This window comes from uncultured Modestobacter sp., assembly GCF_947486615.1.
GTDB lineage: Bacteria > Actinomycetota > Actinomycetes > Mycobacteriales > Geodermatophilaceae > Modestobacter.
Map to the genome: position 1 here is coordinate 124,473 of NZ_CANKUD010000005.1, position 26,378 is coordinate 150,850.

25 protein-coding genes and 2 tRNA genes are annotated in these 26,378 nt (G+C 73.9%); 15 read left to right on the forward strand and 12 right to left on the reverse strand.

The features are described from left to right. Nucleotides 1-10: 10 nt before the first annotated feature. The 3 genes from Q1A09_RS11610 to Q1A09_RS11620 all read left to right on the forward strand — a co-directional run bounded on the left by Q1A09_RS11610 (nucleotide 11) and on the right by Q1A09_RS11620 (nucleotide 4,494). A complete protein-coding gene (locus tag Q1A09_RS11610; RefSeq protein ID WP_299954977.1) occupies nucleotides 11-946 on the forward strand; it encodes an ATP-grasp fold amidoligase family protein in 936 nt (311 codons plus the stop codon). A gap of 740 nt (nucleotides 947-1,686) precedes the next feature. Further along, nucleotides 1,687-3,315 (forward strand): hypothetical protein, encoded by a 1,629-nt coding sequence (locus tag Q1A09_RS11615; protein ID WP_299954980.1) that lies wholly within the window; start codon nucleotides 1,687-1,689, stop codon nucleotides 3,313-3,315. A gap of 186 nt (nucleotides 3,316-3,501) precedes the next feature. Further along, a complete protein-coding gene (locus tag Q1A09_RS11620; RefSeq protein ID WP_299954983.1) occupies nucleotides 3,502-4,494 on the forward strand; it encodes a glycosyltransferase family 2 protein in 993 nt (330 codons plus the stop codon). A 15-nt stretch (nucleotides 4,495-4,509) separates the two neighbouring features. On the opposite strand, the gene Q1A09_RS11625 is transcribed toward Q1A09_RS11620, so the two are convergent. Then, complete coding sequence (locus tag Q1A09_RS11625) at nucleotides 4,510-5,106, reverse strand: metal-dependent hydrolase (RefSeq protein WP_299954986.1); 597 nt, start codon at nucleotides 5,104-5,106, stop codon at nucleotides 4,510-4,512. Nucleotides 5,107-5,231: 125 nt separating this feature from the next. On the opposite strand from Q1A09_RS11625, the gene galE reads away from it, so the two are divergent. From galE to Q1A09_RS11660, 7 genes are all read left to right on the forward strand, one after another. Beyond that, nucleotides 5,232-6,212 carry a UDP-glucose 4-epimerase GalE gene (gene galE, locus Q1A09_RS11630; protein WP_299954989.1) on the forward strand — a complete coding sequence of 327 codons (981 nt, stop codon included), beginning with the start codon at nucleotides 5,232-5,234 and terminating at the stop codon, nucleotides 6,210-6,212. 4 nt (nucleotides 6,213-6,216) lie between these two features. Next, the gene (locus tag Q1A09_RS11635; RefSeq protein WP_299954991.1) at nucleotides 6,217-6,615 is read left to right on the forward strand and encodes a hypothetical protein; all 399 of its coding nucleotides are present in this window, start codon (nucleotides 6,217-6,219) and stop codon (nucleotides 6,613-6,615) included. Beyond that, a complete protein-coding gene (locus tag Q1A09_RS11640; RefSeq protein WP_299954993.1) occupies nucleotides 6,612-7,760 on the forward strand; it encodes a GNAT family N-acetyltransferase in 1,149 nt (382 codons plus the stop codon). The genes Q1A09_RS11635 and Q1A09_RS11640 overlap by 4 nt, the downstream gene beginning before the upstream one ends. Continuing rightward, complete coding sequence (locus Q1A09_RS11645) at nucleotides 7,761-8,885, forward strand: GNAT family N-acetyltransferase (protein ID WP_299954995.1); 1,125 nt, start codon at nucleotides 7,761-7,763, stop codon at nucleotides 8,883-8,885. Between the two features lie 70 nt (nucleotides 8,886-8,955). Next, the gene (locus Q1A09_RS11650) at nucleotides 8,956-9,924 is read left to right on the forward strand and encodes a glycosyltransferase family 2 protein (protein ID WP_299954997.1); all 969 of its coding nucleotides are present in this window, start codon (nucleotides 8,956-8,958) and stop codon (nucleotides 9,922-9,924) included. After that, nucleotides 9,921-10,718: a polysaccharide deacetylase family protein gene (locus Q1A09_RS11655; RefSeq protein ID WP_299955000.1), complete on the forward strand. Its 798-nt coding sequence runs from the start codon at nucleotides 9,921-9,923 to the stop codon at nucleotides 10,716-10,718. The genes Q1A09_RS11650 and Q1A09_RS11655 overlap by 4 nt, the downstream gene beginning before the upstream one ends. Then, nucleotides 10,711-14,277 (forward strand): lipopolysaccharide biosynthesis protein, encoded by a 3,567-nt coding sequence (locus Q1A09_RS11660; RefSeq protein ID WP_299955003.1) that lies wholly within the window; start codon nucleotides 10,711-10,713, stop codon nucleotides 14,275-14,277. Before Q1A09_RS11655 ends, Q1A09_RS11660 begins: the two co-directional genes overlap by 8 nt. A gap of 40 nt (nucleotides 14,278-14,317) precedes the next feature. Here Q1A09_RS11660 and Q1A09_RS11665 read toward each other — a convergent pair whose 3' ends face one another. The 10 genes from Q1A09_RS11665 to Q1A09_RS11710 all read right to left on the reverse strand — a co-directional run bounded on the left by Q1A09_RS11665 (nucleotide 14,318) and on the right by Q1A09_RS11710 (nucleotide 22,049). Beyond that, nucleotides 14,318-15,652 (reverse strand): hypothetical protein, encoded by a 1,335-nt coding sequence (locus Q1A09_RS11665; protein ID WP_299955006.1) that lies wholly within the window; start codon nucleotides 15,650-15,652, stop codon nucleotides 14,318-14,320. Between the two features lie 154 nt (nucleotides 15,653-15,806). Continuing rightward, nucleotides 15,807-16,856, reverse strand: a complete 1,050-nt coding sequence (locus Q1A09_RS11670; RefSeq protein ID WP_299955009.1) for a PHP domain-containing protein — start codon at nucleotides 16,854-16,856, stop codon at nucleotides 15,807-15,809. 9 nt (nucleotides 16,857-16,865) lie between these two features. Then, on the reverse strand, nucleotides 16,866-17,414 hold the full coding sequence (locus Q1A09_RS11675; RefSeq protein ID WP_299955012.1) for a DoxX family protein: 549 nt from the start codon (nucleotides 17,412-17,414) through the stop codon (nucleotides 16,866-16,868). A 110-nt stretch (nucleotides 17,415-17,524) separates the two neighbouring features. Beyond that, nucleotides 17,525-17,710, reverse strand: a complete 186-nt coding sequence (locus Q1A09_RS11680) for a hypothetical protein (RefSeq protein ID WP_299955015.1) — start codon at nucleotides 17,708-17,710, stop codon at nucleotides 17,525-17,527. Nucleotides 17,711-17,767: 57 nt separating this feature from the next. After that, on the reverse strand, nucleotides 17,768-17,950 hold the full coding sequence (locus Q1A09_RS11685) for a hypothetical protein (RefSeq protein ID WP_299955018.1): 183 nt from the start codon (nucleotides 17,948-17,950) through the stop codon (nucleotides 17,768-17,770). Nucleotides 17,951-18,120: 170 nt separating this feature from the next. Continuing rightward, nucleotides 18,121-18,288, reverse strand: coding sequence for a hypothetical protein (locus tag Q1A09_RS11690; RefSeq protein WP_299955021.1), 168 nt, complete (start codon nucleotides 18,286-18,288; stop codon nucleotides 18,121-18,123). A gap of 126 nt (nucleotides 18,289-18,414) precedes the next feature. Then, complete coding sequence (locus Q1A09_RS11695; protein WP_299955024.1) at nucleotides 18,415-18,840, reverse strand: hypothetical protein; 426 nt, start codon at nucleotides 18,838-18,840, stop codon at nucleotides 18,415-18,417. 476 nt (nucleotides 18,841-19,316) lie between these two features. Further along, nucleotides 19,317-19,889: a DUF6318 family protein gene (locus Q1A09_RS11700; RefSeq protein ID WP_299955026.1), complete on the reverse strand. Its 573-nt coding sequence runs from the start codon at nucleotides 19,887-19,889 to the stop codon at nucleotides 19,317-19,319. Between the two features lie 130 nt (nucleotides 19,890-20,019). Next, on the reverse strand, nucleotides 20,020-21,438 hold the full coding sequence (locus tag Q1A09_RS11705; protein ID WP_299955028.1) for a bifunctional phosphatase PAP2/diacylglycerol kinase family protein: 1,419 nt from the start codon (nucleotides 21,436-21,438) through the stop codon (nucleotides 20,020-20,022). Between the two features lie 80 nt (nucleotides 21,439-21,518). Next, nucleotides 21,519-22,049, reverse strand: coding sequence for a CGNR zinc finger domain-containing protein (locus Q1A09_RS11710; protein ID WP_299955030.1), 531 nt, complete (start codon nucleotides 22,047-22,049; stop codon nucleotides 21,519-21,521). Nucleotides 22,050-22,151: 102 nt separating this feature from the next. On the opposite strand from Q1A09_RS11710, the gene Q1A09_RS11715 reads away from it, so the two are divergent. The 5 genes from Q1A09_RS11715 to Q1A09_RS11735 all read left to right on the forward strand — a co-directional run bounded on the left by Q1A09_RS11715 (nucleotide 22,152) and on the right by Q1A09_RS11735 (nucleotide 25,321). Then, entirely contained in the window at nucleotides 22,152-23,360 is a 1,209-nt protein-coding gene (locus Q1A09_RS11715) for an MFS transporter (protein ID WP_299955032.1), read from the forward strand. A 90-nt stretch (nucleotides 23,361-23,450) separates the two neighbouring features. Further along, nucleotides 23,451-23,539, forward strand: a tRNA-Ser gene (locus tag Q1A09_RS11720). 23 nt (nucleotides 23,540-23,562) lie between these two features. After that, nucleotides 23,563-23,635, forward strand: a tRNA-Arg gene (locus Q1A09_RS11725). A gap of 346 nt (nucleotides 23,636-23,981) precedes the next feature. Next, entirely contained in the window at nucleotides 23,982-24,503 is a 522-nt protein-coding gene (locus Q1A09_RS11730; RefSeq protein WP_299955034.1) for a SigE family RNA polymerase sigma factor, read from the forward strand. After that, nucleotides 24,500-25,321 carry a hypothetical protein gene (locus Q1A09_RS11735; protein WP_299955037.1) on the forward strand — a complete coding sequence of 274 codons (822 nt, stop codon included), beginning with the start codon at nucleotides 24,500-24,502 and terminating at the stop codon, nucleotides 25,319-25,321. The genes Q1A09_RS11730 and Q1A09_RS11735 overlap by 4 nt, the downstream gene beginning before the upstream one ends. A gap of 388 nt (nucleotides 25,322-25,709) precedes the next feature. Here the strand turns inward: Q1A09_RS11735 and Q1A09_RS11740 are convergent, their stop codons facing one another. Continuing rightward, nucleotides 25,710-26,129, reverse strand: a complete 420-nt coding sequence (locus tag Q1A09_RS11740; protein ID WP_299955040.1) for a PaaI family thioesterase — start codon at nucleotides 26,127-26,129, stop codon at nucleotides 25,710-25,712. Between the last annotated feature and the right edge of the window lie 249 nt (nucleotides 26,130-26,378).

Here is a 26,378-nt window from a genome sequence, read left to right on the forward strand (position 1 = left end):
AGGCGCCCGGGTGGCCCCACTGCTGCCACCGGCCGTCGTCCGGCGGTTGCCGCTGCCGGCCAAGCGCGCCGTCCTGTACCGGCAGGCCCACGGCCGCTGGCCGGGGCGCCCGCCGCGGACGTTCACCGAGAAGGTCAACTGGCGGGTGGTGCACGACCGGCGGCCGCTGATCGGCCGGCTCGGCGACAAGCTGGCGATGAAGGAGCACGCCGCGAGGGTGCTGCCCTCGCTCAGCGTGCCCCGGGTGCTCTGGACCGGGACCGACGTCGCGGAGCTGGCCGACGTCGACCTGCCCGACCGGTGGGTGCTCAAGCCCAACCACGGCACCATGCGGGTGCACCTGGGCGCCGGCCGGCCCGACGTCGCCGCGCTGCGCCGGCTCACCACCGGCTGGCTGGACGAGCCGCTGTTCCGCGACCGCGGCGAGTGGGTCTACAGCCAGGCCCGCCGGACGTTGCTGGTCGAGGAGTTCATCGGCTCGGCCGGCGAGGTGCCGGCCGACCACAAGATGCTGGTCTTCGGCGGCCGGCTGGAGCTCGTGCAGGTGGACACCGGCCGGTTCGGGCAGCACCGGCGCCGGCTGTACACCCCGGACTGGACGCCGGTCGACGTCGCCGAGGCGGTGCCACCGGGGCCGGTGACGCCGCCGCCGGCCTCGCTGCCCGAGCTGACGAAGGTCGCCGAGGCGCTGGGGGAGGGGCTGGACTTCATCCGGGTCGACCTCTTCGACGTCGCCGGCGAGGTCTGGTTCGGCGAGCTGACCCCCTACCCCGGCGGCGGGCTGGACCGCTTCGACCCGGTGCTGGACGAGCGGCTGGGCGCGCTGTGGCAGCTGCCTGCCCGGCGGGACGCCTCCACCGCGAGGTGGGCCCCGGTCGGTGAGCTGCGCGGTCGCCGCCGGCTCGACCCCCGCGAGGCACCCGCCGGTCGGGGCGGAGCGTGGTGACGTACCGGAGTCGGACCGCACCCCCCGGGGGGTCGGCTCAGCTGACGGTCTGCGGGAGCATCTCTCCGTCGACCTCCAGGACGGAGGGCGCAGCGGCCATCCCTACGGCGACCGGAGCGGATCACATGCCTGCGAGAGCCCGTGCCGGGGCCCGGCCACGACGGTGCGGCAACGGGTGTCCCTCGCCGGATCGGCCGGTCGGGAGGCGGGCTCGGTGAGCGGCTTCCTCGGGGCCCTCCGCCGGGCGATCGGTGGTGGGCAGGAGCCCGACCGGCCGTGCAGCGTGTGCGGCCACCCGCGCCAGGCGCACGCCCACTACCGCCGGGGCTCCGACTGCGCGCTGTGCGACTGCCCCCGCTTCCGGGGGCCGTGGCCCCGGTGGCTGCCGGGCTCGCACTGAGTCGCCGGCATCGCCTCCGCGCCCCCTTCGGCTGCCGCCCCTGCCCAGCCAGACTGAGCGTGAAGCTCCATGTGTGCAAAGTCACTAAAATACGCCGCTGGGCCGCCGCTCGATGACGCTCTGTGAAGTTTCGCCGGGAACGCGCCAGCTCATCGCGTAAGTAGTTGACGCTCTGTCAACAACCCCGCGAGCCTCCCCCCACGAGTCGATCCGCCGGAGCTGCCAGCAGGGGCAGACGGCCGACGAGGTGCACGCGGGGGGCGATGTGGCGGAGCGCGGGGGCACGGTGTGCAGCGCGGCCGCTGACGCACTCCCGGGGGACGTCCCCGTCGCCGGCACGGTGCCCATCGGGACCGCGCTGCACAGCGCGTGCGCGCTGGCACGGCGGCGGCTCCTCCTCGGCGGATCCGTCCTGGTCGTCGCGTGGTTCGGGGTCACCGCCCTGGCCACGTCTGCCCGTGCCGACGTGGTCGCCCCGCCTGCGCTGGTGACACTCACCTCGGTGACCGACGCCGCGGGCGGCGATGGCGAGCCCGTCGAGGACGCCGAGGTGCCGGTCGAGGGCGAGGTGCCGGTCGAGGACGCCGAGGTGCCGGTCGAGGAAGACGTGCCGGTCGAGGCTCCCGAGCCGGTGGAGGTTCCCGAGCCGGTCGAGCCGGTGGACCCGGTCGAGCCGATGGAGGTTCCCGAGCCGGTCGAGCCGGTGGTGGTTCCCGAGCCGGTCGAGCCGGTGGTGGTTGCCGAGCCGGTCGACCAGGTAGGGCCCGTGGAGGTGCCGGTGCAGGGCCCCGAGCCGGTCGCGCCGGTCGAGGCTCCCGAGCCGGTCGAGCCGGTCGAGCCGGTCGAGCCGGTCGAGCCGGTCGAGCCGGTCGAGGGCGAGGAGCCGGTGGGCGGGGGCGGCGGTGCAGGGGACCCGCGGCCGTCGACCCGGCCCGGCGGTGGCTCTCGCCCGCCCACGGACCCCGGTGCTGGCGTCGACCGGCCGTCCACGGGGACCGGCGGTGGCGCGGTGCAGGACGGTCCGCCGGCCAGCGCACCGGCGACCCCGCCGTCGTCCGTGCCCGCCGTCGGCACGCCCGCCCCCGACCAGCCGAGCTGCCCGGGGCCGAGTGCGCCGGTCGCGGCGGTGGGGGCCGACGTCGCGGTGCCGGACCCGACGTCCTCGGACCAGCCGGTGCAGCCCGAGGGCCCGGCAGGGTCCGGCTGCGAGCAGGGGCCGGGGGACTCCGGAACGGTGGACACCCCGACCGCTGGACCGCCCGGCCACGGGGCGACCGGGTCGGCGGAGTGCCACTCGCCGGTGGGCGGCGCGCCACGGGCCGGCGCCGGGCGGGCGACTGTCGCCGCGGTCCTGGGAACCGGCTGCGGGCGACCGGCGGCCGTGACGTCGTCCGGTGCGGACGACCGCGGGGGCCGCTGCGCTGACCCGGCGGTCGGGCGGTCGACGTCCGAACCGCCGGTGGTCGTCCCGGACGACGCCTGTGAGGACGCGTGCACGGGCCCGTGTACGCACCCGCGGGCCGTCGCGGGGGCCGGCTCGCTGGGTGCGTCGGAGACGGCTCGCGATGCGGGGCGGCACGCCACCAGGACCACCGACCGGGGGCCGGACCACCGCCCGGACACGTCGACGGTGCTCCGCGGCGGCGCTGTGGTCGCGCACACCCCGTGGCCGGACGCGGGCCCGATCACGAACGCCGCCCCGGCTCTGCCGGTGCAGGAGAAGCCCCTCGACTCGCTGCCGACACCGATGCCCCCGCCCGTGCCGGTCGCACCCTCGGGCTCCTCGGCCGGCAGCACGGTCTCCGGCGGCGGGACCCAGCGGGACGCCGGGACAGGCGTGCTCCCGCCGTGCGCGCCGGACACGGGTGTGGCGGCCGCGTCACCGGCCGGCTTCCGGGTGCAGCGCGAGCGTGGGTGCGCCGCCCGCACCGCCCGGATCGTCGACGGCACGCCCTTCCGCCCGGACTGACCGTCGGCCGCCGGCTCCATCCGCCTCCGCGCTGCTGCGACCGGGGCCGATGCCGCCGTGTCGTACCCGCAACCCGACTCCCGCGCGCCCCGGACCCACGACCTCGTCGCTCCACCGGCGCCGGCCTGCCCGTAGGGGCCACTCGACCCGATCTCTCAGACCGTCCCGTTCCAGAGAGGCGTCACCATGTCCCTCACCAACCCCATCTCCCGTCCCGCCGCGGACGTCGGGCCGGGTGTGCCGCCGGCCCGGCGTTCGGGTGACCGGCCCAACGTGGTGGCGTCGCTGCCGCCTGTCCCCCCGGCGGGCGAGCGACCAGCCGACCCGGAGCCCTCGACGGTGGGCAGCGACCAGCCGCGGGTGAGCGTCGTCGTCCCGACCTACAACGAGGCGAAGAACCTCCCGCACGTCTTCCGGCGGCTGCCCGCGGACGTGCACGAGGTGATCGTGGTCGACGGTCACAGCGTCGACGGCACCGTCGAGGTGGCGCGTGCACTGCGTCCGGACGTCCGGGTCGTGATGCAGAACCGGCGCGGCAAGGGCAATGCCATGGCCTGCGGCTTCGCGGCGGCCACCGGCGACGTCGTCGTGATGCTCGACGCCGACGGCTCGGCCGACCCCGACGAGATCCCCTCGTTCGTCGCTGCCCTGGTCGACGGCGCGGACTTCGCGAAGGGCAGCCGGTTCACGGCCGGTGGCGGCAGCGCCGACATCACCCAGACCCGGGCCTGGGGCAACCGGTGGCTCAACCAGCTGGCGAACGCACTGTTCGGCACCCGGTACAGCGACCTCTGCTACGGCTACAACGCCTTCTGGCGGTACTGCCTGGACTGCCTGGAACTGGACCCGCGGCCGGCGGTGGCCGGCGGCAGGCGCTGGGGCGACGGGTTCGAGATCGAGACGATCATCAACACCCGGATGGCCAAGGCCGGCATGCGGATCACCGAGGTGCCGAGCTTCGAGCACCCGCGGGTGCACGGGGAGAGCCACCTCAACACCTGGCGTGATGGCACCCGGGTGCTGCGGGCGCTGCTGGTCGAGCGGGTCAACGGCAAGGCGCGGCGCGGAGCAGTGCGCCGTCCCGAGCGTGCGGCCGCCCCGGTGGACGAGGTCCAGGAGCCGAACGTCGTGGCGCCGGCGACGTCCCTGGGCGATGCGCCTCAGGCGCTGACGGCCTGACGGGGCACGCAGATGTCACGCCACGCGTCGGGTGCGCAGGTGACGGCCGACCGCCAGGACGGCGGTCAGCGCCATCACGGTGAGGTACGCGGGATGGGGGACGGTGACGCTCGCCGGGCCGGCCGGCCACCACAGTGGTGCGCCCGGTCCGGTGGCGAGGTCGCGGACCAGGTGCAGAGCCACGCCGAGGGCCAGGCCGGAGAACGCCGTCCGGACGCGCCGAGGTGCCAGCAGCCCGACGGCGGCGAGCACCAGCACCGTGCAGAGCGAGTGGGTGACCGGGCGCCCGGGTACGCCGGCGGCGACCGCGTCCCAGAGGTACAGCGGGACGTGGTCGAGGTCGATCAGCACCGCCCCGGCCAGCGCCCACGGGACGAGGCCGCGCGCCCGGCGGGGCAGCAGGGCGGCCAGCAGCAGGGCGGCGGTGGCCAGGTGCGCCGGCTCGTCGAGGACGGCGACGACCGGCACCGGCCAGCGGCGGGCCTGCAGCACCAGGTCGATCACCGCGATGAGGCCGACGGCGCCGGCGCAGAGGGCCGCGACCGCCCACGGTCCGGGCGACGACGGGCGCGGCGGGGGAGTCGCGTCGGTCGCTCCGTTCCGGTGGCGCATGCTCGCCGGTCCTCTCGGGCTGTCCGCGTGGTGGCGTGCCCACCGTGCGGGCCACGGCCCGCACGGCCCGCGGAACGGGCCACCGCGGCATCCTCGCAGCTCACCTCCACCGTTCTCCCGCGGCCATGTGCTGGCTGATCACCGGCGCGGCCGGGTACATCGGGGCCCACGTCACGCGCGCGATGCTCGAGGCGGGGGAGGAGGTCGTCGCCTACGACGACCTCTCCACGGGGGACGCCGCACGCGTCGCGGACGTCGAGCTGGTGCAGGGCAGCGTGCTCGATGCCGACCTGCTCGGCCGGGTGCTGCGCCGGCGCGGTGTCCACGGCGTCGTGCACATCGCCGCCAAGAAGCAGGTGGAGGAGTCGGTCCACCGCCCGCTCTACTACTACGAGCAGAACGTCGAGGGCCTCCGCCGGGTCCTCGAGGCGCTGACCCGCGCCGAGGTCGGCACGTTCCTGTTCTCCTCCAGCGCCGCGGTGTACGGCGCGCCGGACGTGCCCACGGTCACCGAGGACGTCCCCTGCGCGCCGGTCAACCCGTACGGGACGACGAAGCTGGTCGGCGAGCGGATCGTCACCGAGGTCGCCGCGGCGACGGGCCTGCGGTTCGCCAACCTCCGGTACTTCAACGTGGCCGGGGCACTGGAGCCCGGGCTCGCCGACGCCGGCACGAGCAACCTGGTCCCGATGGTGTTCCAGCGGCTGGCCCGCCGGCAGCCACCGCTCGTCTTCGGCGACGACTACGACACCCCGGACGGCACCTGCGTGCGCGACTTCGTGCACGTCGGCGACGTCGCCTCCGCACACGTGGCGGCCGCTCAGGCGCTCGCGGCCGGCCGGCTCGCCGCGCTGACCGCCAACGTCGGACGGGGCGAGGGCGTCTCGGTGCGCGAGATGGTCGACGTGATCCTGAGCGTGACCGGCTGCGCCGGGCAGGACTGGGCGCGGCCGGACGTCCGGCCGCGCCGGGCCGGCGACCCTGCGCGGGTGGTGGCCTCTGCGCAGCGCATCGAGCAGGCGCTGGGCTGGCGGGCCCGCCTGGACGTCAAGGAGATGGTCTCCTCGGCGTGGGCGGGCTGGAATCCCGGTGGACGTCGTGGGTGACCGGGTGACCCGCCGGAGCGGGGCCGTGGGGGTCGGCGTCGGCGTGCTCATCGTCGCCTCGGCCGTGCTCGTCGCCCTGCTGGTCCGGGCGAGCTCCGGCGGTGCCGCGACGGCCACGGCCGCGGCGTTCCTGGTGGTCGCCCCCGCGGTCGCGGTGGCCGGCCCGCTCCGGAGGGCCGATGCGCTCAGCCGGACGGTGCTCGCCCTGGGCGCCGTGCTGGCCGTCGACACGGTCGTGGCGCAGACGATGGTGTCGGCGGACGCGTGGTCCCGGCCGGGCGGCGTCCTGGCCGTCGGCCTGATCAGCGGGGCGGTGTGGACCGTGCTCTGGCGCCGGGCGGCCGGGCCGGGAACCGCCACCGCCCCGGCGCGGGCGACGGCGGGGAGCAGGGAACCGCGATGAGGACGACCGTCGTCGCCCCGTCGGAACTCGGTGCCGCCGAACTCGCCACCTGGCGCGGCTTCCAGCGCGCCGACCCGGCGCTGGACAACCCCTTCCTCGCGCCCGACTTCACGATCGCGGTGGGCGAGGTGCGGCCCCGGACCCGCGTCGCCGTCCTGGAGGAGGGCGGGCGGATCGTCGGCTTCCTCCCCTTCGAGCCGCGCGGCCTGGGCTACGGGGTCGCGGTGGCCCCCGGCCTGTCCGACTGCCAGGGGCTGGTCCACGCGCCGGGGGCGGAGTGGTCGCCCCGGGAGCTGCTGCGCTCGTGCGGGCTGGCGGTGTGGGACTTCGACCACCTCCTGGTCGGTCAGCAGCCGTTCGTGCCGTTCCACACCCTGCACGTGCCGTCCCCGGTGATCGACCTGAGCGGCGGCTACGACTCCTGGTGGGCGCAGCGGTCGGCCGCGTCGTCCCGGCTGCGCGACCTGGACCGCCGTGGCCGCCGGCTGGCGCGTGAGGTGGGCGAGGTCCGGTTCGACTTCGACGCCCGGGACCCGCAGGCCCTCCGGGCGCTGATGCGCTGGAAGTCGGCGCAGTACCAGCGGACGGGGCGCACCGACCGGTTCGCCCAGGGCTGGGTGGTCGAGCTGCTCGACCGGCTGCTGGACACCCGGGCGGAGGGGTGCACCGGTCGGCTGTCGGTGCTCCGCGCCGGGGACGAGCTGGTCGCCGCCCACTTCGGGCTCAGCAGCGGCACGGTGCTGCCGACGTGGTTCCCCACCTACGACCCCCGCTTCGCCAGGTCCTCGCCCGGTCTGCTGCTGCACCGGGGCATGGCCGGTGCCGCGGCGGCCGCGGGCATCCCGGCGATCGACATGGGCCCCGGCCACAAGGACTACAAGGAGCTGCTCAAGACCCACGACGCCGTCGTCGCCGAGGGCCGGGTCGCCCGGCCGTCGGCGGCCGCGGGCCTGCACTGGGCCCGGCGGACGCCTGTCCGGCGCCTGCGGCACACGGTCACCACCAACCCGGTCCTCTTCCGTTCCGCCGACCGGGTCCTCAAGGCGTACGGGCGCCTGAGCCATGCCGCACCGGCCGGCCGGGCGCCCGCCGTGAACGGCGCCGCCCCCGTGTCCCCGACCGGCCCAGCAGCAGGGAGAGATTGAGTGCAGATCACCGTCGTCCGCCCGCACGAGCTCGGCGAGCCCGAGCTGCAGTCCTGGCGGGACTTCCAGCAGGCCACACCCGCCTACCAGCACCCGTTCCTGGCGCCGGAGTTCAGCGTCGTCGTCGGGCGGCACCGCCCGCAGGCCCGGGTGGCCGTCCTCGTCGACGGGTCCAAGACCGTCGGGTTCTTCCCGTTCGAGCACGCGCGAGGCGGGGTCGGCGGCCCCATCGCGCGGAACATGACGGCCTGCCAGGGGCTGGTGCACGCGCCGGGCGCCGAGTGGGACGTCGACCGGCTGCTGCGCGCCTGCGGGCTGTCGGTGTGGGAGTTCGACTGCCTGGTCGAGGGGCAGGAGCCCTTCGAGAGCGCGTCGATGGTCCGGGTGCCGTCGCCGCTGATCGACCTCTCGGACGGCTTCCCGGCCTACCTGGAGGAGCTGCGGCAGCGGGCGCCGAGCACCCACAAGAAGCTCGGGCAACGCCGGCGGAGGTTCGAGCGGGCCTTCGAGGACGCGTGCTTCGCCGGTGACACGCAGGACTCGGCGCAGCTCCGCACCCTGATGAGCTGGAAGTCCGACCAGTACCGGCGGACCGGCCGCAGCGACCGGTCCACCTGGACCGGGGTGCCGGAGATCCTCGACGAGCTGCTGCACACGCGGACCGCGACCTTCTCCGGCGTGCTGTCGGCGGTCCACGGCGGCGGGGAGCTGGCGGCGGCCGCCTTCCTGCTGGTCTCGCACGGCACGGCCGCCGGGTGGCACGCCGGCTTCAACCGGGCCTTCTCCGCGTACTCGCCGGGGATGCTGGTCCAGCTGGCGGCGGCCGAGCACCTGGCCGGCGTCGGCGTCACCGAGCTGCACATGGGCCCCGGCACGCTCGACGTCTACAAGCAGACGCTGAAGAGCCGCGACGCCCACGTCGGTGCGGGCCGGGTGCTGCGACGTACACCCGCCGGCGCGCTGCACTGGGCCCGGTCGGCGGCGACCGGCCGGGCCAGGCAGTTCGTCACCGCCTCACCCCGGCTGCTCAAGGCCGCCGACGCCACGCTGCAGCGCTACGGCCGCATCACCACCTCGCTGTCCCGGCGGTCCGGGCGCACCGACGGCCCGGCGGTGGCGCCGTGACCCGCTGCCCACGCACTCCGCGGCCACCAGCACGGAGACCAGCCAGCCCATCACAGAGTCGAGGTGCCCGATGAGCATCCCCCGCGACGCCGCGCCCCTGGTGTCGGTCGTCATCTGCGCGTACACCGAGGACCGGTGGGACGACGTCCTCGCCGCGGTCGCCTCGGTGCGCGCCCAGTCCCTGGAACCGGACGAGGTCATCCTCGTCGTCGACCACAACCCGGCCCTGCACGCGCGGTTGCGGGCCGAGCTCCCCGACGTGCTGGTCATCGAGAACCGCGAGACCCGCGGCCTGTCCGGCGGCAAGAACACCGGGGTCGCCACCGCGAAGGGCGAGCTGATCGCCTTCCTCGACGACGACGCGGTCGCCGAACCCGACTGGCTCAAGTTCCTGGTGAACGGCTTCGCCGACCCGGAGGTCCTCGGCGTCGGGGGGACGACGCTGCCGCTGTGGGCCACCCGGCGCCCGGCGTGGTTCCCCGAGGAGTTCGACTGGGTGCTGGGCTGCACCTACACCGGCCGCGAGCCCGGTCCGGTGCGCAACCTGCTCGGCGGCAACGCCTGCTTCCGCCGGTCGGTCTTCGCCGTGGCCGGTGGCTTCCCCGTCGACATGGGCCGCACGTCCGGCAACAGCCGCCCGCTCGGCTGCGAGGAGACGGAGTTCTGCATCCGGGCGAGCCACCGCATCCCCGGCGCGGTCTTCGTCTACGAGCCGCGGGCGGTGATCGGTCACCGGGTGTCGTCGGCCCGGCAGCGGTTCGCCTACTTCCGCTCCCGGTGCTACGCCGAGGGCCTGTCCAAGGCCGCCGTGACCCGCAGTGTCGGCGTCGCCGACGGGCTGTCCGCGGAGCGCGACTACACGATCGGTGCCCTCCGGCGCGGGGTCGGCCGGGGCCTGGCCCAGGCGGCGCACGGTGACCTCGCCGGTCTGCGGCGGGCCGGCGCCATCGCGGTGGGTCTCGGCGCGGCCGGGATGGGCTATGCCCGCGGCACGATCGACGGCCGGCGTCAGGGCGTGCCGGTGGGGGCGGCCCCATGACGGCCACCGTGCCGGTGCTGATGTACCACTCGATCTCCGCCGACCCACCCCACCGGACGCGGTGCCTGTCGGTCCACCCTCGGGAGTTCGCCGCGCAGCTGGGCTTCCTGGCGGACAACGGGTTCAGCACGCTCACCTTCGGGGCGCTGGCCGAGGCGCTGCGCGACGGGACGCCCCTGCCGGAGCGGCCGGTGGTGCTGAGCTTCGACGACGGCTACGCGGACTTCCACCGCGAGGCGCTGCCGTTGCTGGACGCCCGGGGGTCCAGGGCGACCCTCTTCGTCACCACGGGGTGGGTCGCCGGCACCGACGAGCCGGCCGGCCACCCGCTCGATGCCACGCTCTCCTGGAGCCAGCTCGACGAGGTCGTCTCCAGCGGCGTCGAGGTGGGCGCGCACAGCCACAGCCACGCGCACCTGGACCAGCTGCACCCGCCGACCCTCGCCGGCGAGCTGCGGGACAGCCGTCACCTGCTCGAGGACCGCCTCGGGCAGCCGGTCACGACGCTGGCCTACCCCTTCGGCCACCACAGCGCCCGGGTCCGGCGCGACGTCCGTTCCGCCGGCTACGCGTCCGCGGCAGCGGTGCACAACACCCGGGCGGCACGGAACGCCGACCCGCTGGCCGTGCCCCGGCTCACCGTCCGCCGGTCGACGTCCCTGCAGGTGTTCAGCCGCCTCGTCGACGTCGAGGTCCCTGCACCCGCCTACCGGGTCGACCGGACCCTCACCGCCGGGTACGCCGTCGTGCGTCGCGCCCGCTACGCGATCAGCCGGACGTGCGCCCGTGGCTGACATCCGGACCGACGTCGGCGGTCCCGAGGAGACGGCGACCACCACTGCGGTCGACGCCCCCGCGCCCGCCGCGCCGGCGCCCTCGGCAGCGGGCTGGTCGGCGCGCGTCCGCGCGCACCTGGCCGAGCCGTTCTTCCGCAACGCGTACGCCCTGATGATCAACACCGGTCTGACCGGGGTGCTCGGGCTGCTCTACTGGCTGTTCGCCGCCCGGCACTACGACGACGCCGACGCCGGCCGCGGGTCGACGGCCATCTCGGTGCTGATGCTGCTGTCCGGTCTGGTCGCCTTCAACGTCAGCGGCTCGCTGAACCGGTTCCTCCCGGCCAGCGGCCGGTCGGTCCGCCAGGTGGTGCTGGCCTCCTACCTGCTCAGCGCCGGCGTGGTGCTCGCCCTGGCGGTCGGCTTCCTCGCCACGCTGGACCTCTGGGGCCCCTCCTTCGACCTCTTCCGCGATCCCACGTTCCGGTGGTGGTTCCTGGCGGCGGTCGTGGTCGCGGCCGTGTTCACCGTGCAGGACGGCGTCCTCACCGGCCTGCGGAGCTCGGTGTGGGTCCCGGTCAAGAACGTGAGCTTCGGCGTCCTGAAGCTGGTGCTGCTGGTCACCCTCGCGTCGGTCTCCCCGGAAGAGGGCCTGTTCCTGTCCTGGGTGCTGCCGATGGCGATCGTGCTGATCCCCACCAACGGGCTGATCTTCGGCCGGCTGCTGAATCGGCACCTGCGCGCGGCCGGGAACCGCGCGCCGACCTACACCCGCGCGGAGGTCCGGCGGTTCTTCGCCGGGGACTACCTCGGTGCCGTGATCATGTTCGCCACGGTCAACCTGGCGCCGGTGATGGTGGCCGCGGCCGTCGTCCCGGAGGTCTACGCCTACTTCTACGTGGTCTGGGTGATCGGCACCCTGCTCGACCTGGTCGCCATCGGCCTGGGCACCTCGCTCAGCGTCGAAGGGGTGTACGACCGCGCCGGGCTGGCCGCCAACTGCCGGGCCGCGCTGACCCGCGCGTTGCTGCTGCTGCTGGTCGCCGTCGTCGTCGTGGCCCTGACGGCGCGCCCGCTGCTGCGGGTGTTCGGGGAGAACTACGTCAACGGGGCGCTGCTGCTCTTCCTGCTGGTGCTGTCCACACTGCCGCGGGCGGTGACCGAGATCTGGGTCGGGGTGCTCCGGGTGCAGGGCCGGGCCCACCAGATCGTCCGGGTGCAGGCCGCCCGGGGTCTGCTCATGATCGGTGCGGTCTTCCTGGTCCTGCACCAGGACTGGCTGGCCGACCACCTCGGCGTCTCGCTGCCGACCACCGTGGGCCTGGCCGTGCTGCTCAGCCAGGTGGTCGTGGCATCCGCCGTCCTGCTGCAGCTGCGGGCCTTCCTGCGTGAGCCGACGACCGAAGGAGAAGCGGTGACAGACCTCCCGGACCAGCAGTCGACGACCCTGACGGCCCTGCCGCCGTCCGCGGACGGCCCGGGGACGGCGGTCCCGGCGGGCGCCGGCCTCGCGCCGACACCCGACGCCGTGCCGGACCCGGCAGCCCGGCGGCAGCGGCGGGCGGTGGCCGGCCTCTGGTCGCTGACCGCCCTCGCGGTGCCGCTGTTCGCGGTGCCGCTGGCCGGTGTCCGGCTCGATGCGATGAACGGCCTGGGGCTGGTGTCCGTCCTGCCCGTCGCCTCCCTGGTGGGCGTGGCGCTGCTGACCGTGGCGTTCATCGGGGCGCTGTCCCTGCGCCGGGCCCGACCCCTGCTGCTCGGCACCCAGCTCGTGGTGCTCGTGGTCCTCCTGCACGGGGTCACCACGGTGCTGGAGGCAGCGGCCCGGTTCCCCATCTCCTACGTCCACGCCGGCTTCGTCGAGTTCATCACCCGCACCGGAACGGTGGCCCCGAACATCGACGGCCGGTTCAGCTGGCCCGGCTTCTTCGCCCTCTTCGGCTTCCTGGTCGGGGAGGACGCGGGGTCGCTGCAGCAGGTCATGACGTTCACGCCGCTGGTGAGCAACCTGCTCTACCTGCTGCCGCTGGCCCTGCTGCTGCGGTCGGTGCGCGCCACCTGGCGGGCGCGGTGGTTCGCGCTGTGGCTGTTCGCCTCGCTGAACTGGGTGGGCCAGGACTACTTCTCCCCGCAGGGCGCCACCTACCTGCTCTACCTCGTCTTCGTCGCGGTCCTGGTGACCTGGTTCCGGCCGCAGTCGGGGGCCCCGCTGGTCCGGTTGCCGGCCTGGCCGGGCGTGCGGCGCGTCTGGGGTCGCTTCTTCCCGCCGGTGGTCCCGGGCACGGTGCCGCCCCGGGAGGTCGGGGCGGGGGAGCGGGCCGGTCTCCTGCTGCTGCTCGTCGGGGTGTTCGTCGCCGCGACCGTCAGCCACCAGCTGACCCCGTTCCTCATGCTGTTCGTCTGCGCCGCACTGGTCGTGGTCGGCCGGAACACCGCACGGGGCCTGCCGCTGCTGCTGGCCGTCCTCCTCGGCTCGTGGATCAGCTTCATGGCGGCCACCTACTGGTCGGGGAACCTGGAAGGGCTGCTGTCCGGGCTGGGCGACCTGACCGGCAACCTCACCTCCAGCGTCAGCGGGCGTGCGCAGGGCGGCGACGCCGATCACCAGCTGGTCGTCCGCACCCGGATCGCCTTCGCGCTGGTGGTCTTCGGCCTCGCGGCGGTCGGGGTGCTGCGCCGGCGGCTGCGGGGCTTCGACGACCGGGTCCTGCTGGTGCTGCTGGTCGTGCCGTTCAGCGCGTTCGGGCTGCAGGACTACGGCGGCGAGATCAGCCTGCGCATCTACTTCTTCGCGCTGCCGGCCGCCTGCTGCCTGATGGCGCTGGCGTTCTTCCCGAGAGCGGCGGCGCGGCCCGGGGCGCGGGCCCTGGTCGCCGCCGGGACCTGCGCCCTGGTGCTGGCCGGCGGCTTCTTCGTCGCCCGGTACGGCAACGAGGCCTTCGAGCGGATCCGGCCGGCCGAGATCGCCGCGGTGGAGGAGATCTACCAGCAGGACGTGGACGCCGCGGTCGTGCTCTTCCCCGACTCCACCGGGGAGGAGGGGACGACCCCGTTCAGCCCGCTGGGGTCCCGGGACGTCGAGCGGGTGAGCTGGAACGGCGTCCAGGTGCCGCGGGACGCCTCCGAGGTCGAGGACGTCGTCGCCGAGCTGCAGGCCCAGGGGGCGGGCGCGTTCCTGCTCACCACCCGAGGGCTGGAGGCGAGCCTCCAGTTCGGGGCCGGTTACCCGGCAGGCTGGGGGGAGGAGTTCCGGCAGGCGATGGCGGCGTCCCCGGGGATCCGGGTCGTCACGGAGAACGACGACGCGGTGGTCTACGCGGCCGACGGCACGCCCGACGGTGAGGCCGCGCAGCCGGTGACGGCCACCGGCGCGCAGCTGCTGAGCACGCCGTGGACGCCGCTGGGGGTCGTCCTGCTGGTGCTGCTCGTCGTCGTCCTCGGCTGGCGTGAGCTTCGCCGGGTCCGGGCTCCGGGGGGTGTGGACCCGGTGATCGGGCGGTCGGGCTGGGCGGCCCTCCCGCTGCTGCTCGGGCTGGCCGCCGTGGTGGTGGAGCGCCTGCTCGTGCTGGGCAGCTGACCGGCCCTGTGTCAGCGGGTGGTGTTCCGGCCCGGCCGGGTCACGTGGTCACCCACCGGACGTCGTAGGGGGTGAGCCTCAGCCGGTCGCCGTTGACGGTCGCGGTGATCGACCGGCCGGTCGTGTTGACCAGGAGCACGGCCTCGCGCTGCGCGAGAGCCGCCACCCCGGCCGGGACGTCGACGTCCTGCAGTTCCGTGCCGGCCGGGAACCACCGCGCGAGGTCCTGCAGCACCGCCAGCAGGTCCAGGGTCTGCCCACCGTCGCCCGACGACGTGTCCGTCCACAGACAGCCGGCGCAGGAGGCGTCCGCCGGTCGCGGGTTCCAGTACAGGACGGTCTCCGCGCCGCTGCGGGCGAGCTCCATCATCGCCGCCGTGTAGACGGCCTGTTGCTGGTCGGCCGGCCACTCGCGCACCTCCGGGTCCAGGTACCACTCGGCCCACCAGATGGGCAGGTCGGTCCGCTCCTGGATCCACTCGTTCACCGCGGAGAACATCGGGAGGGCCTCGAAGGGATCGGTGCTGCCCTCCTGGGCGACGGCGTGCCCGTCGACGACGACGAAGTCCGCCCCGTCGTTGTTGGCCAGCCAGTAGTCGAAGGCCTCGAGCGGGCGCGGGTCGACCGTGCCCCAGGTCCCGCTGACCAGGGTCGCGGCATCGGTGGCCGCGCTCGACCGGTCTCCCCGGGCGTCGGTGTCCAGGCCCAGGGTCACGTACGGCCCACCGACGAGGGCCTGCGGGTTGGCGGCCTTCACCGCTGCGTGCACCTGGTTGTAGAAGTCGGTGTACCCGACGGCGTCCCAGGTGTCGGCCTCCTCGTCCCAGAACCCCTTGAACTCGTTCCAGACCATGAAGTGGTGCACGTCCGGGTAGCGCTCGGCGACCACGGCGGCCAGCCGGGCGAAGTCGGCGTAGTGCTCCGGCTCGGGGGCGGTCTCCAGCTCCGACCAGTCCGTCTCGCCCTCCTCGCCGCCCTTCATCCAGTCGGGCGCGCAGCACAGGGTGATCACTGGCACCCCGCCGGACCGGCGGATGAAGTCGATCCGGCTGTCCAGGCTGTCGAAGACGTACTCGCCGGGCGTCGGCTCCGGGTTGCCGGCCCCCCAGCCCATCAGGGCCTGGGCCTGCACAAGCGGCTGGCCGGTCAACGACCGGGCGACGGACTGCACGGCCTGGCTGGACCCGTGGTCGGCGCTGTACTGGGTGTGGGTGAAGCCCCACGTGGGCCACGTCGCCGGCTCCTCGGCCAGTTCGGCCCGCTCGAGGGTCTCCCCGCCGGAGCGCCACGGGCCGGGGACGACCCGGGCAGCGACCACGGTGCCGACGAGGAGGGACATCAGCACGGCCAGCGCCAGGAGGTGGCGACGTCTCACGGACACCCCCGCGGTGCGGTTCCGAGGACCCCCGGCTGAGGGTGTGTGCAGAGGAACGATCCGCTGAGGCCCCGGGTTCCGCCGGTGGGCGGGCTGCGCCGGGTCGACCCGTGGGCCCGCTGAGCTCGTCACCTTGGGTCAGCAGCGGTCGCGGTCAGCCGTGCGTGCGGGCCAGCAGCTCCTCGGCCGACCACGTGTTGGACACGCGGTCGGCCGGCACGCCGCACTCCACGGCCCGGGTGCACCCGGCGTCCTGCCAGTCGAGCTGACCGGGGGCGTGCGCGTCGGTGTCGATGGCGAAGTCGCAGCCGAGCTCCACCGCCCGGGTCAGCAGCCGGCGCGGCGGGTCCAGCCGCTCCGGCCGGGAGTTGATCTCCACCGCCGTCCCGTGGTCCACGCAGGCGGAGAAGACGGCGTCGGCGTCGAACTCGCTCTCCGGCCGCGGCCGCTGGGTGCCGTTGCGCTGCTTGCGGCCGATGACCAGTCGGCCGGTGCAGTGACCCAGGACGTCGGTGTGCGGGTTCTCCACCGCGGCGAGCATCCGCTCGGTCATCTGGGCCGCCGGCGCGCGCAGCTCGGAGTGCACGCTGGCCACGACCACGTCGAGCCGGCCGAGCAGCTCGTCGGTCTGGTCGAGGGACCCGTCGACGTTGATGTCGCACTCGATGCCGGTGAGGATGCGGAACGGGGCGAGCTCCGCGTTCAGCGCCGCGACGACGTCCAGCTGCTGCTCCAGCCGCGCGGGCGACAGGCCGTTGGCGACGGTGAGCCGGGGGGAGTGGTCGGTGAGCGCGAGGTACTCGTGGCCGATGGAGATCGCGGCCTCGGCCATGTCCCGGATCGGGCTGCCGCCGTCGGACCAGTCCGAGTGGGCGTGCAGGTCGCCCTTGAGCGCCGCCCGCAGCGCGGCGGCCTCGCCGGCCAGCGGCGCCAGCTCGGCGTAGGACTCCTCGAGCCGCTGCAGGTACGCCGGGACGTCGCCGCGGTGCGCCTCCAGGACGACGGCGGCGGTCTTGTCACCGATCCCCTTGAGGTCGGTGAGCGTCTTGGTGCGCACCCGGCGCGCCAGCTCGCCGTCGTCCAGGCCGGCGACGATGCCGGCCGCGGTGCGGAAAGCCTGCACCCGGTAGGACGGCTCGCGGGCGCGTTCCAGGAGGAAGGCGATCCTCCGGAGCGCGCCCGCGGGCGTGAGTGCCGTGCTCATGCGGTCAGGTCAGTGCGTGAGCTTCTTCGTCTGCTTGGCGGCGCGCTTCTGCGCCTTGACGGCCTTCTTCGAGGCCTTCTCGTAGCTGGCCTCCGCGGCCGCAGCTGCCGAGTTGGCGGTGCGCTTGGCCCACCAGCCCACCGACGGCTTGCCCTCGGTGTCGACGGCGGCGATCAGCAGCCCGCCGAACATGCCGACGTTCTTCAGGAAGTTGCTGGTCTGCCCGAAGCGCTCCTTCGGGTCGGTGTGCTCCCAGAAGCGGTGGCCGGCCAGCGTCGTGGGCACCAGCGAGGTGGCCAGGGCGAGGGCGGAGAAGCGGGGGAACTTGCCGAGCGCGAGCAGGGTGCCGGCACCCACGTGCACGCCGGCGTTGATCTTCACCCACTGCTCGACGTCGTGCGAGACCTCGACGGGCAGCTGCTTCTCGGCGATCTCGGTGATCTGTTCGACGACCGGTGCTGCGCCAGGAACACGGGACTGCGGGTTCCGCAGGGTGTCGATCCCCCCGTAGATGAACGTGGCGGCGAGCATGGGCCGGGCGATCCGGCGGACCAACATCTGGAACCTCTTCCCATCGGTGACGTCAGCGGTGCAGTGCCCTGGTCAGCGCCAGGACAACCTCTGATCCGTGACCGTAGTGAGAAGTGCCGATCATCGCTGGGCGAGCGTCAGGCGCTGTACCGGCCGTCGTCCTGCTGGGAGTCCGGGGCCGCCTCGTCCCGGGCGGCTCGCTCGCGCTCGAGGCGAGCGCGTTCGCCCTGGTCGGCGCGGTGCATCGCGGCGCCGACCCACAGTGCGGCGATGACCGCGACGACGATCCAGACGGCGGCGATGAGCAGCAGCGTCGTCGTCACTCCCTGGTCATCGACCAGGGTGGCCGGCTCCTTGAGTCCACGGCCGGCGCGACCGCGTCAGTGGCTGGGCTGGACCGGTCGGCCGCCGAGGACGTCGTCGACGGTGAGGTCGGCCGGCAGCCCGGCGAGGTGGTCGGTGAACGGGGCGCGGCGATCGGCCAGGCGGATGCCGCCACCGACGGCCAGGGCGAGCCCGGCAGAGACGACGACCCAGCTGAGGGAGACCACGGCGACGACCACGAGACGTTTCTAATCGGCCAGGCTTGGTGTCCACGCAGACTTGCGTGGGCAACAGTTGATGAGGCGCCGCGACTCCGTTGGGTGATCATGGGCGATGTCAGACAACTCCAGCGCCTGATGACCACGCTCGGTGTGGCAGTGGCTGCTGTGACAGGTGAGTCACCCGCCGCTCAGCCGGCGAGGCGGTGGTCAGCCGCCGGCTGGTCGAAGCCGGCGACGGGCCGGTTGCGGTCTTCCCGCTCCTGACGCTTGACGGCCAAGGCCGCCTGGCCCAGCCACAGCGCACCACCGGTTGCGACCAGTGCCCACGCCACCAGCGCCCATGCCCACCAGGACATCCGTACACCTCCTCGTTGAGGTGGACGGATCATGCCTGCGGCAAGGGTGCCGCGCAATGGTGTGGCCTGGCACCACCCGGCGCGGTGGTGCGGCGTGTCGGAGGGCGAGCGGGTGGTGGCGGGTTGCTAGTCGTACGGGCTGGTCAGGACCGAGCGCGCCTGCCGGACGGTGAAGGTCGCCGGCTCACCCTGGGTGGTGGTCGTCCCGGGGACGTCGGCCTGCACGCCGCCGTCGACGGAGTAGGTCGCCGCCCAGGTGGTCGTCAACGACGCCGTGTACGTGCCGGCGGCGTAGTCGTGGGTGATCGTCTGGTCCGGGTAGGGGGCGCCGGGCTCGGTGGTGGTGAGCACGGCGCCGTCGCCGGTGTCCCAGGCGTAGCTCTGCGCCCTCGCGACGATGACCACCGCGAAGCCGCGGATGTCGACGGTGAACGTCTGCGTCGTCGGACTGTCGGTGAAGAAGACGACCGGCAGGCCGACGAGCGCTTCGCCGGGCGGCTGCTGGCGGGTGGCCAGCTCCGGCAGTGGCAGCGTCTGGAAGTACCGGAACACCTCATCCGGCGACGGCGGCGGATTCAAGTCCGTGACGTCGACACAGGTGCTGCCCTCATTGACCCAGGTTCCATACCCTTCGCCCACCGGCACTCCGGGGGGTGGAGCAATGCCATCCACCTCAACTGCACCCGCTTGCACCAGCCGTTGTCTTCCGACCTCGTAGCGGACCACCACGGCACCAGGTGTCGCAGGGCACGCTTGCGCACCTGGTTCGCAGGCTCCCATCTCTTCTTCGTCAGCTTGGCATGGGGTTCGCAGTCGCCACTGGTAGAGCACTGGCTGCGGTGCTGCGGCGTACGCCTTGCGAACGTCGGCGCCCGGCGTGCCGTCCACGAAACTAACTACCAGTGATCCGCTACCAATCGACGTCGTTGGAGTTGGGGGTGACGGGCAGCCATAGCAGGGTGCGGCTGCAGCGTTTGGTGTACCGAGGGCCAACATGATTCCGATGGTCAGTGCGTATGCAGCGGCCCTCAAGTGATGGTCACCTGATTCACGAGCCAAGCCTGCAGCTGTGGGCTCCATGTCGCTGCAAGGGCCGTGAATACCCTGAAGCTTGGCTGCGCTCGATCGGCGATTTCCTCGCCGTCGGGACCGAAGACGGAAAGGCTGGTCTGGTCCACCGTGAAAGCCGTCTCGACGTTGTCGCCGTCAAGGCGAGCCTGGCCCGGGTCGACGAATGTCACGTCGCCGCCGCTAATGCGGTTGCCAGCTGTCTGGTCTTCCGTCACCCCTGTGGTCAAGTCTTTGCAGTACTCGCAGTCGCGACTCAAGTTAAGGACTGGCTCGGTGTCACCTTGCTGGTAGGCACGAACGGTCAGTTGAATGAAGTAGCGGCTAGCGGCAATCGCGCCAGCCTCTGTCTTCTCGCGGGCTTCGGCGGGCATGGGCATGTCCGGCGGGCCGAGCGGTGGGAGTGACTCGCTGGTCTCCGCGGCTGACGACGACGCCGAGGGCAGCGTCTCGTTGGCCGTCCCGCCGTTCGAGCACCCGGCGAGCAGTGCGACGCCCACGGCCGTGGCGGCAACCGTCCTGACCAGTCGCATCCGTCGTCCTCCTGAGCCCCGCGAGCAGAATCCCTGCGGAGACTACGCAGGTCAGCGGGCTGTCGCGTCCCCCGAAAGCCGTACCTGTGGACGCTGGTGCTGCTGCCCAGGGGGCAGCAGAGCACTAGCGTCAGCGGGAGCAGTAGACGGTCAGCCGTTCGCGCTTGCGGAACAGGAACTCCGTCGACGTCTCACCGGTCTCGCCGTCGTAGGCGATCTGCTGGGCACCCGACAGCACCCGCACGCGCAGCTCCGGTGCCTGGAACTCGGCGTAGCACCGGCTGTGCTCGCTCACCCCGAACAGCGTGGCGAGCACCGTCCGGGTGCGGCCGAAGCGCAGGTCGGCCCGCAGGTACTGCACGTCGAGCAGGCCGTCCTCCAGGCGCGGCCGCCAGGCCGGGGACAGTCCCCTGGGCACGTAGCAGCCGTTGCCGACGAACAGGATCCAGGCCGAGATGCGCCGTCCGTTGACCTCCAGCTCGACGGGCGACCCGCGCCGGAGCACCTGGGCGGTGGCCACGGTCAGCGCAGCCCACGTGCCCAGTCGCCCGCTGAGCCGGTCGCGGCGCCGCACCATCTCCGGGTAGCTGCCGATGCTGGCGGTGTTCAGGAACGGCACGCCGTTGACCTCGGCGACGTCGATCTGGACGGCGCTTCCGCCGATGACCGCGGTCGCCGCCTCGGGGGGCGTGGCGACGCCGAGGTCGCGGGCGAAGTGGTTGAGCGTCCCGGCCGGCACGACGGCCAGCGGCAGCCCGTGTTCCAGCGCGAGCGCCGCGGCGGCCGCCACGCTGCCGTCCCCGCCTGCCACGCCGAGCGCCTTCGCCCGGCCCGACCGGGCGGCCTCGCCGAGCAGCTCGGCCACTCCGGCGTCCTCGGTCAGCTCCAGCACCTCGGCTTTCGGCAGGAGCTCGGCGATGTCCGCGGCCGGGTCGTAGTCCTCCCGTCCGGACCGCGGGTTGACCGCGACGACCAGGCCGTCGCCGTCCGGCAGTGCCGGCGCGTCCCAGGCCCGCCACACGCGGGCCGGGTCGGTCGGTCGCACCCGCCACCAGTGCTGGGTGGCCAGCGCGACCCCGCTGCCCACGGCCATCCCGGCCAGGACGTCGCCGGGGTAGTGCACCCCGACGTGCACGCGGGAGTAGCCGACGCCGAGGGCCAGCGGCGCGATCAGCGCACCGGTCAGCGGGCTCTCCAGGGCCACGCCGGTGGCGAACGCCGCCGCGGACGCCGAGTGCCCGCTGGGGAAGGAGGAGGTGTGCGGTGCGCGCCGCAGCGCGCGGTCGCCCTGGACGGCGGCGAGATCCGGCCGCACCCGGCTGAACGACCGCTTCAGGACGGCGTTCACCAGTGCGCTGGAGACCAGCAGCGACCCGGCGCCGCGGACGGCGGCCCGGCGCGACCGGCCCGGTCGGGACCCGAGCACGCCAGCCAGGAGCAGCCAGAGCTTGCCGTGGTCGGCGAAGGTCGACAGCCGGCGCAGCCAGCGGTCCATCCGCGTGGTGGGCAGCCGGCCGATGCGGGCGAGCAGAGCGGCGTCCCAGCTCAACGGTGAGAGTGCGCTCCTCCGGCCTCCCCGCAGGGGTCCGCCGCGAGCGGGCGAGAGGTGGGGGGCGGCCAGGCCCTTCATCAGGTGCGCTGGCGGGCCCGGTAGGCCGCGACCGTCGAGCGGCTGGCGCAGGTGTTGGAGCAGTAGCGGCGGCTGGCGTTGCGGGACGTGTCGACGTAGACGTGCCCGCAGCCCTCGGCGGAGCAGACCCCCAGCCGCTGCCAGCCGTGCTGCACGACCACCTGGGACAGCCCCATGGCCACGGTCGTCGTCAGCTGCTCGACGGCGTCGGCGTCCGGACGGGCGTAGTGCAGGTGCAGCTCGCCGTCGTGGTCGGTGGCGTACGGCTTGGGGGAGGCGAGCTGCAGCAGTGCGTTGAGCCGGGCCATCACGTCGGGCTCGCTGTCGGCAAGCGCCACGTCCCGCACCAGCGTCGCGGTCCGCGCCACCGACCCGGCGTCCGTGGTGGTCAGCTCCAGCGCCGTCCCCTCGGTGAACCACTCGTCGTGGGCGTCGAGGAACAGCTGCACCCACTGCGGGTCGTCGCGGTCGGCGTTGGCCAGGTCGATGGCCAGCTCGACGGCGTTCGACCCGTAGGTGTCGTAGTCCATTTGACTCCCTACCGCCGTGATACCGTTCGGAATCTGTAGGGGGTCAACCGCTGTTGACCACCTACGATTCCCTGTCTCGCACGTCCTGAAGTGAGTCCAGTCATGCGTTCGTACCTCACCGTGTGGCGGCTTCCGGCCGCCCCGGTGCTGCTGTTCTCCGGCTTCGCCGGCCGTCTGCCGTCCTCCATGGTGCCGCTCGCGCTGCTGCTCATGGTGCAGGACCAGACCGGCTCGTACGCGGTGGCGGGCGCTGTCTCGGCGACCTACGGCATCGCGACGGCGGTGCTCGCGCCCGTGCTGGGCCGGCTGGCCGACCGGCGCAGCCCCCGGCGGGTGCTGCTCACCCAGTCCGCGCTCTACCCGCTGCTGCTGGCCGCCGTCGCCCTCGTCGTCCTGTCCGACGCCCCCGTCGCGCTGATGCTGGCCGCGGCGGGCGCGGTCGGTGCGAGCACCCCGCTGGTGTCGGGCACCGTGCGTGCCCTGTGGTCGCGGGTCGACCCCCGGGTGCGCCCCACCGCCTACGCCCTGGACGCGACCGCCACCGAGCTGGTCTTCGTCGCCGGCCCGACCCTGGTCGCGGCGCTCACCCTGCTGGCCAGCCCTTCGATAGCGCTCGCCGTCGCCGGGGTGCTCGGCGTGGCCGGCGCCCTGGGCATCGCGACGAGTGCACCGATGCGGGCGTGGCAGCCGGTCGTCGCCCCGCCGCGCCCGCTGCTGGCGACGGTCGCCACGCCGGGCATGCCGCGGGTGCTGCTCAGTGGTACCGCCCTGATGTTCGGCATCGGTGGCCTCGAGGTCGCCGTCCCGGCCTTCGCCGACGCGGCCGGTTCGCCGGGCATGTCCGGTGTGCTGCTGGCCGTCTGGGCGCTGGGCTCCGCCGGCGGCGGCCTCTGGTTCGGTGCTCGGGTGGTCAGCGCCTCGCTGCCCCGGCAGTACCGCTGGTGCCTGCTCGGCGTGACGATCGGCCTGGCCCCGCTCGCCGCGGTGTCCAGCCCGTGGCTGCTGGCCGCGCTGCTCTTCCTCGGCGGGACGGCGATCGCCCCCACGCTGACCGTGCAGAGCTCGCTCGTCGGCTCGATCGCCCCCGCCTCGGCGGTCACCGAGGCCTTCACCTGGCTGTCCACGGTGACCTTCGGCGCCTCGGCCATCGGCGCGGCCGTCGGTGGCTGGCTGATCGAGAGCTCGGCCGGTGTGGCCGGTGCCCTGGTGATGGCCACCACCGCCGCGGCGCTGGCCGTGGCGGTGACGCTGCTGCCCGGACGCCGTCCCGAGCTGCCCGCCGCCGCCCGGCGCGACGCCGTCCCGGCCTGACCCGAGGGGCGGCTCCCGACCCCCGTGGGGGGCTGCCCAGCGGCGCTGGTAGCCTTCTCTCTCGGTGGTTCCGGGGAGACCCGGTCCCCGGGAGGCTTCGCCTAGTCCGGTCTATGGCGCCGCACTGCTAATGCGGTTTGGGTTAATCCCCATCCCGGGTTCAAATCCCGGAGCCTCCGCGCTACAACTGAACAGGTACCACGCACCCGTAGCTCAACGGATAGAGCATCTGACTACGGATCAGAAGGTTAGGGGTTCGAGTCCCTTCGGGTGCACGTCTGGTTGAGACAGCGCAACGGCCCCGCACTCCTCGTGAGTGCGGGGCCGTTCGTGTTGCTGGCAAGCGTGCGCAGCGCAGCCCTCGTCGCCCGTGCCACGGCCGGCGTCTCCGGCCGGTGACCTGTGAGCACAGCAGGGCGTTCGCTCTCCGGCCGCGGCGTCGGCGAGGGCACGCCGGACATCGCGGTGGCGAGGCTCGTCGCGCCCGCCCCCCGCGCGCCTGGGGCGACCCGAAGGGGGGACTGCCACAGAATCCCGATCGGCCACTCAACCTCTGGCGCGCCGGGGAGCGTGTCTATGGGTGGACGAGGGCCGCCGTGGCCCGAGCCGAGGGGGGTTGCGGTGGCGCGAGCTGGGTTCGACGACGACTTCGCGGAGTTCGTGACGCGATGGTCGCCGGCGCTGTTGCGGGTGGCGTTCCTGCTGACCTCCGACCGGGGGGAGGCGGAGGACCTGCTGCAGACGGCCTTGCTGAAGACGTCGAGGCACTGGGATCGGCTGGCCGATCGCGAGGCGGCCTACGCCTACGTGCGGCGGGTGCTGGTCACCACGCACACGAGCTGGCGCCGGCGCCGTCGGGTGCACGAGGTGCTCATCGACGAGGTGCCCGACCTGCCGGTGGGTGAGTCGGCCGGGATCGGGGCGGGGCGGGCGCTGCAGGCGCTGGAGGACCTGCCGCCGAAGATGCGGGCGGTGGTGGTCCTGCGCTGCTACGAGGGCCTCACCGAGGCCGAGACAGCCGAGGCCCTGGGCTGCTCGGTGGGCTCGGTGAAGAGCCAGGCCTCCCGTGGGCTGGCCCGGCTCCGCGTCCTGCTCGACCAGTCCACCACCACGACCGTCCCCACCCCGGAGGGAGCACGATGAACGACCTGGACCTGCGCACCGCACTGCACCGCGACGCCGACCTGGTCGGTGAGCCCGCCCCGGACCTGCTGGATCAGCTGCGCAGGCGCCGGCAGCAGCAACACCGTCAGCGGATCGGCGTGGGCGGCGCACTGCTGGCCGTCGTGGTCATCGCGGCCGGGATCCCGCTCGGCGGCGCGCTCCTGGGTGGCGCGGAGGGCGGTCTGGCCACCGATCCGACGCCGACCGTCAGCACGGAGGCGCCGAGCCCGTCGCCCGAGCTGCCGAGCCCCTCGCCGAGCCCATCGCCCGAGCCGTCGCCCGAGCCGACGCCCCCGTCGCCGGAGCCGGTGACCCCGGTCCCGGTGCCCGCGCCCGTGACCCCGTCGACCGAGGCCGAGGTGCCGGCCGGCGGCGCCGCTGCCGTCGTGCTGGGACCCGAGGGACTCGGTTCGTTGCGGCTCGGCATGAGTCGGGAACAGGCGGAGACCACGGGCCTGGTCGAGCCGTTCCGGGACGAGTACCCCGGTGAGACGTGCAGCTGGCGGGCCGCACTGGCTGGTGCGCCCGCCGGGGAGGCGCTGGTCCTGCACTCCGAGAACCTCGGGGTCGCCACCATCGACGCCTACCCCGGCGTCCGGACTCCCGAGGGCGTCGGCATCGGCAGCTCGCTCGCTGCCGTGCAGGACGCCTACCCGTCCTTCCAGCTGCACGGCGAGTTCGGGCGCGGTCAGGTCGGGGTGCCCGGTAGCGACCGCGCGGTGTACCGCATCGCGTTCGTTGACGGGGCCGTCGCCGAGCTGACCCTGCAGTACTTCGACCAGGACTGCTACGAGTAGCCGCCTCGACGGTGGCCTCGGACCTGAGCAGCCTGGTCCAAGCGCCCACCGCGAATAAACGAGCAACTCCGTCGTGTGCTGACAACACCGCTGTGGGCGGCCGCCGCAGCGCAACGGCCCCGCACTCCTGGTGAGTGCGGGGCCGTTCGTCTTCCTGCGCCGAGTTCGTGGATTGCAGCGCAGCGACGTCCAGCAGGTCGCCGACGGCGTGTTCCGCGTCGACCGGTCCACAGCTGCTGCCCGGCTTCTCCTCCCACGCCCGGACGGCGACCGTGCCGCGCTGCAGCCACTGGCGGAGCTGGACGCCGACCTGGTGCTGACCGGCCACGGCGAGCCCTGGCGGGGGGCGGTCGCTGACGCGGTGGCCGGCGCGCGGGGCCGACCGGGCTCAGCGGGGCCGCAACACCGACTTGGTGACCTGCCCGGAGGCGACCAGGACCCCCTCGACCGTCGCATCCGACCGCAGGAACGCCACCGAGCGGCCCAGTCGCAGCAGCGTGCTCGTCAGCAGCACGTCGGCGCCCGGCTGCACCGCCCGCAGCAGCGAGCTGGTCGCGTCGTGGGTCACCGCGTTCTCGCCCGGCCCCAGGTGGGGGAGCAGGTGCACGTAGGCAGCCACGTCCAGCAGGGCCGCCACGAGCCCGCCGTGCAGCACCCCGCCGTTGTTCAGCGCCGGCTCCCGCACCGGCAGCACGAGGCCGGCGGCCGGGGCGTCCGGGTCGGCGAGTCGCAGGCCCAGCCAGGCGTGCAGCGGGACCTCGAGCACCCCGCGGACGCGCTCGGCCAGCAGGTCGTCGGAGGAGGTCACGCCGGCGACGGTACGACCCGCGGACCGGCGGCCGGCAGCGCGTCCGGCGTCCCGGTGCGCACATGACGATCGTGTGGAGAAGCGGCGCCCAGGTGGGTGGGCTGCCGATCGCGTGGCACCAAGGAAGGGGTCGACGTCCCCGACCGGGGGCGTCCGTGAGCTGTCCGGGAGTGGTGTGGATGTCGACGTGGTCCTCCGGTGGTGTGCCGGCGACAGGGGAGCAGGCGCGACGCCGTGACCACCGGGGCC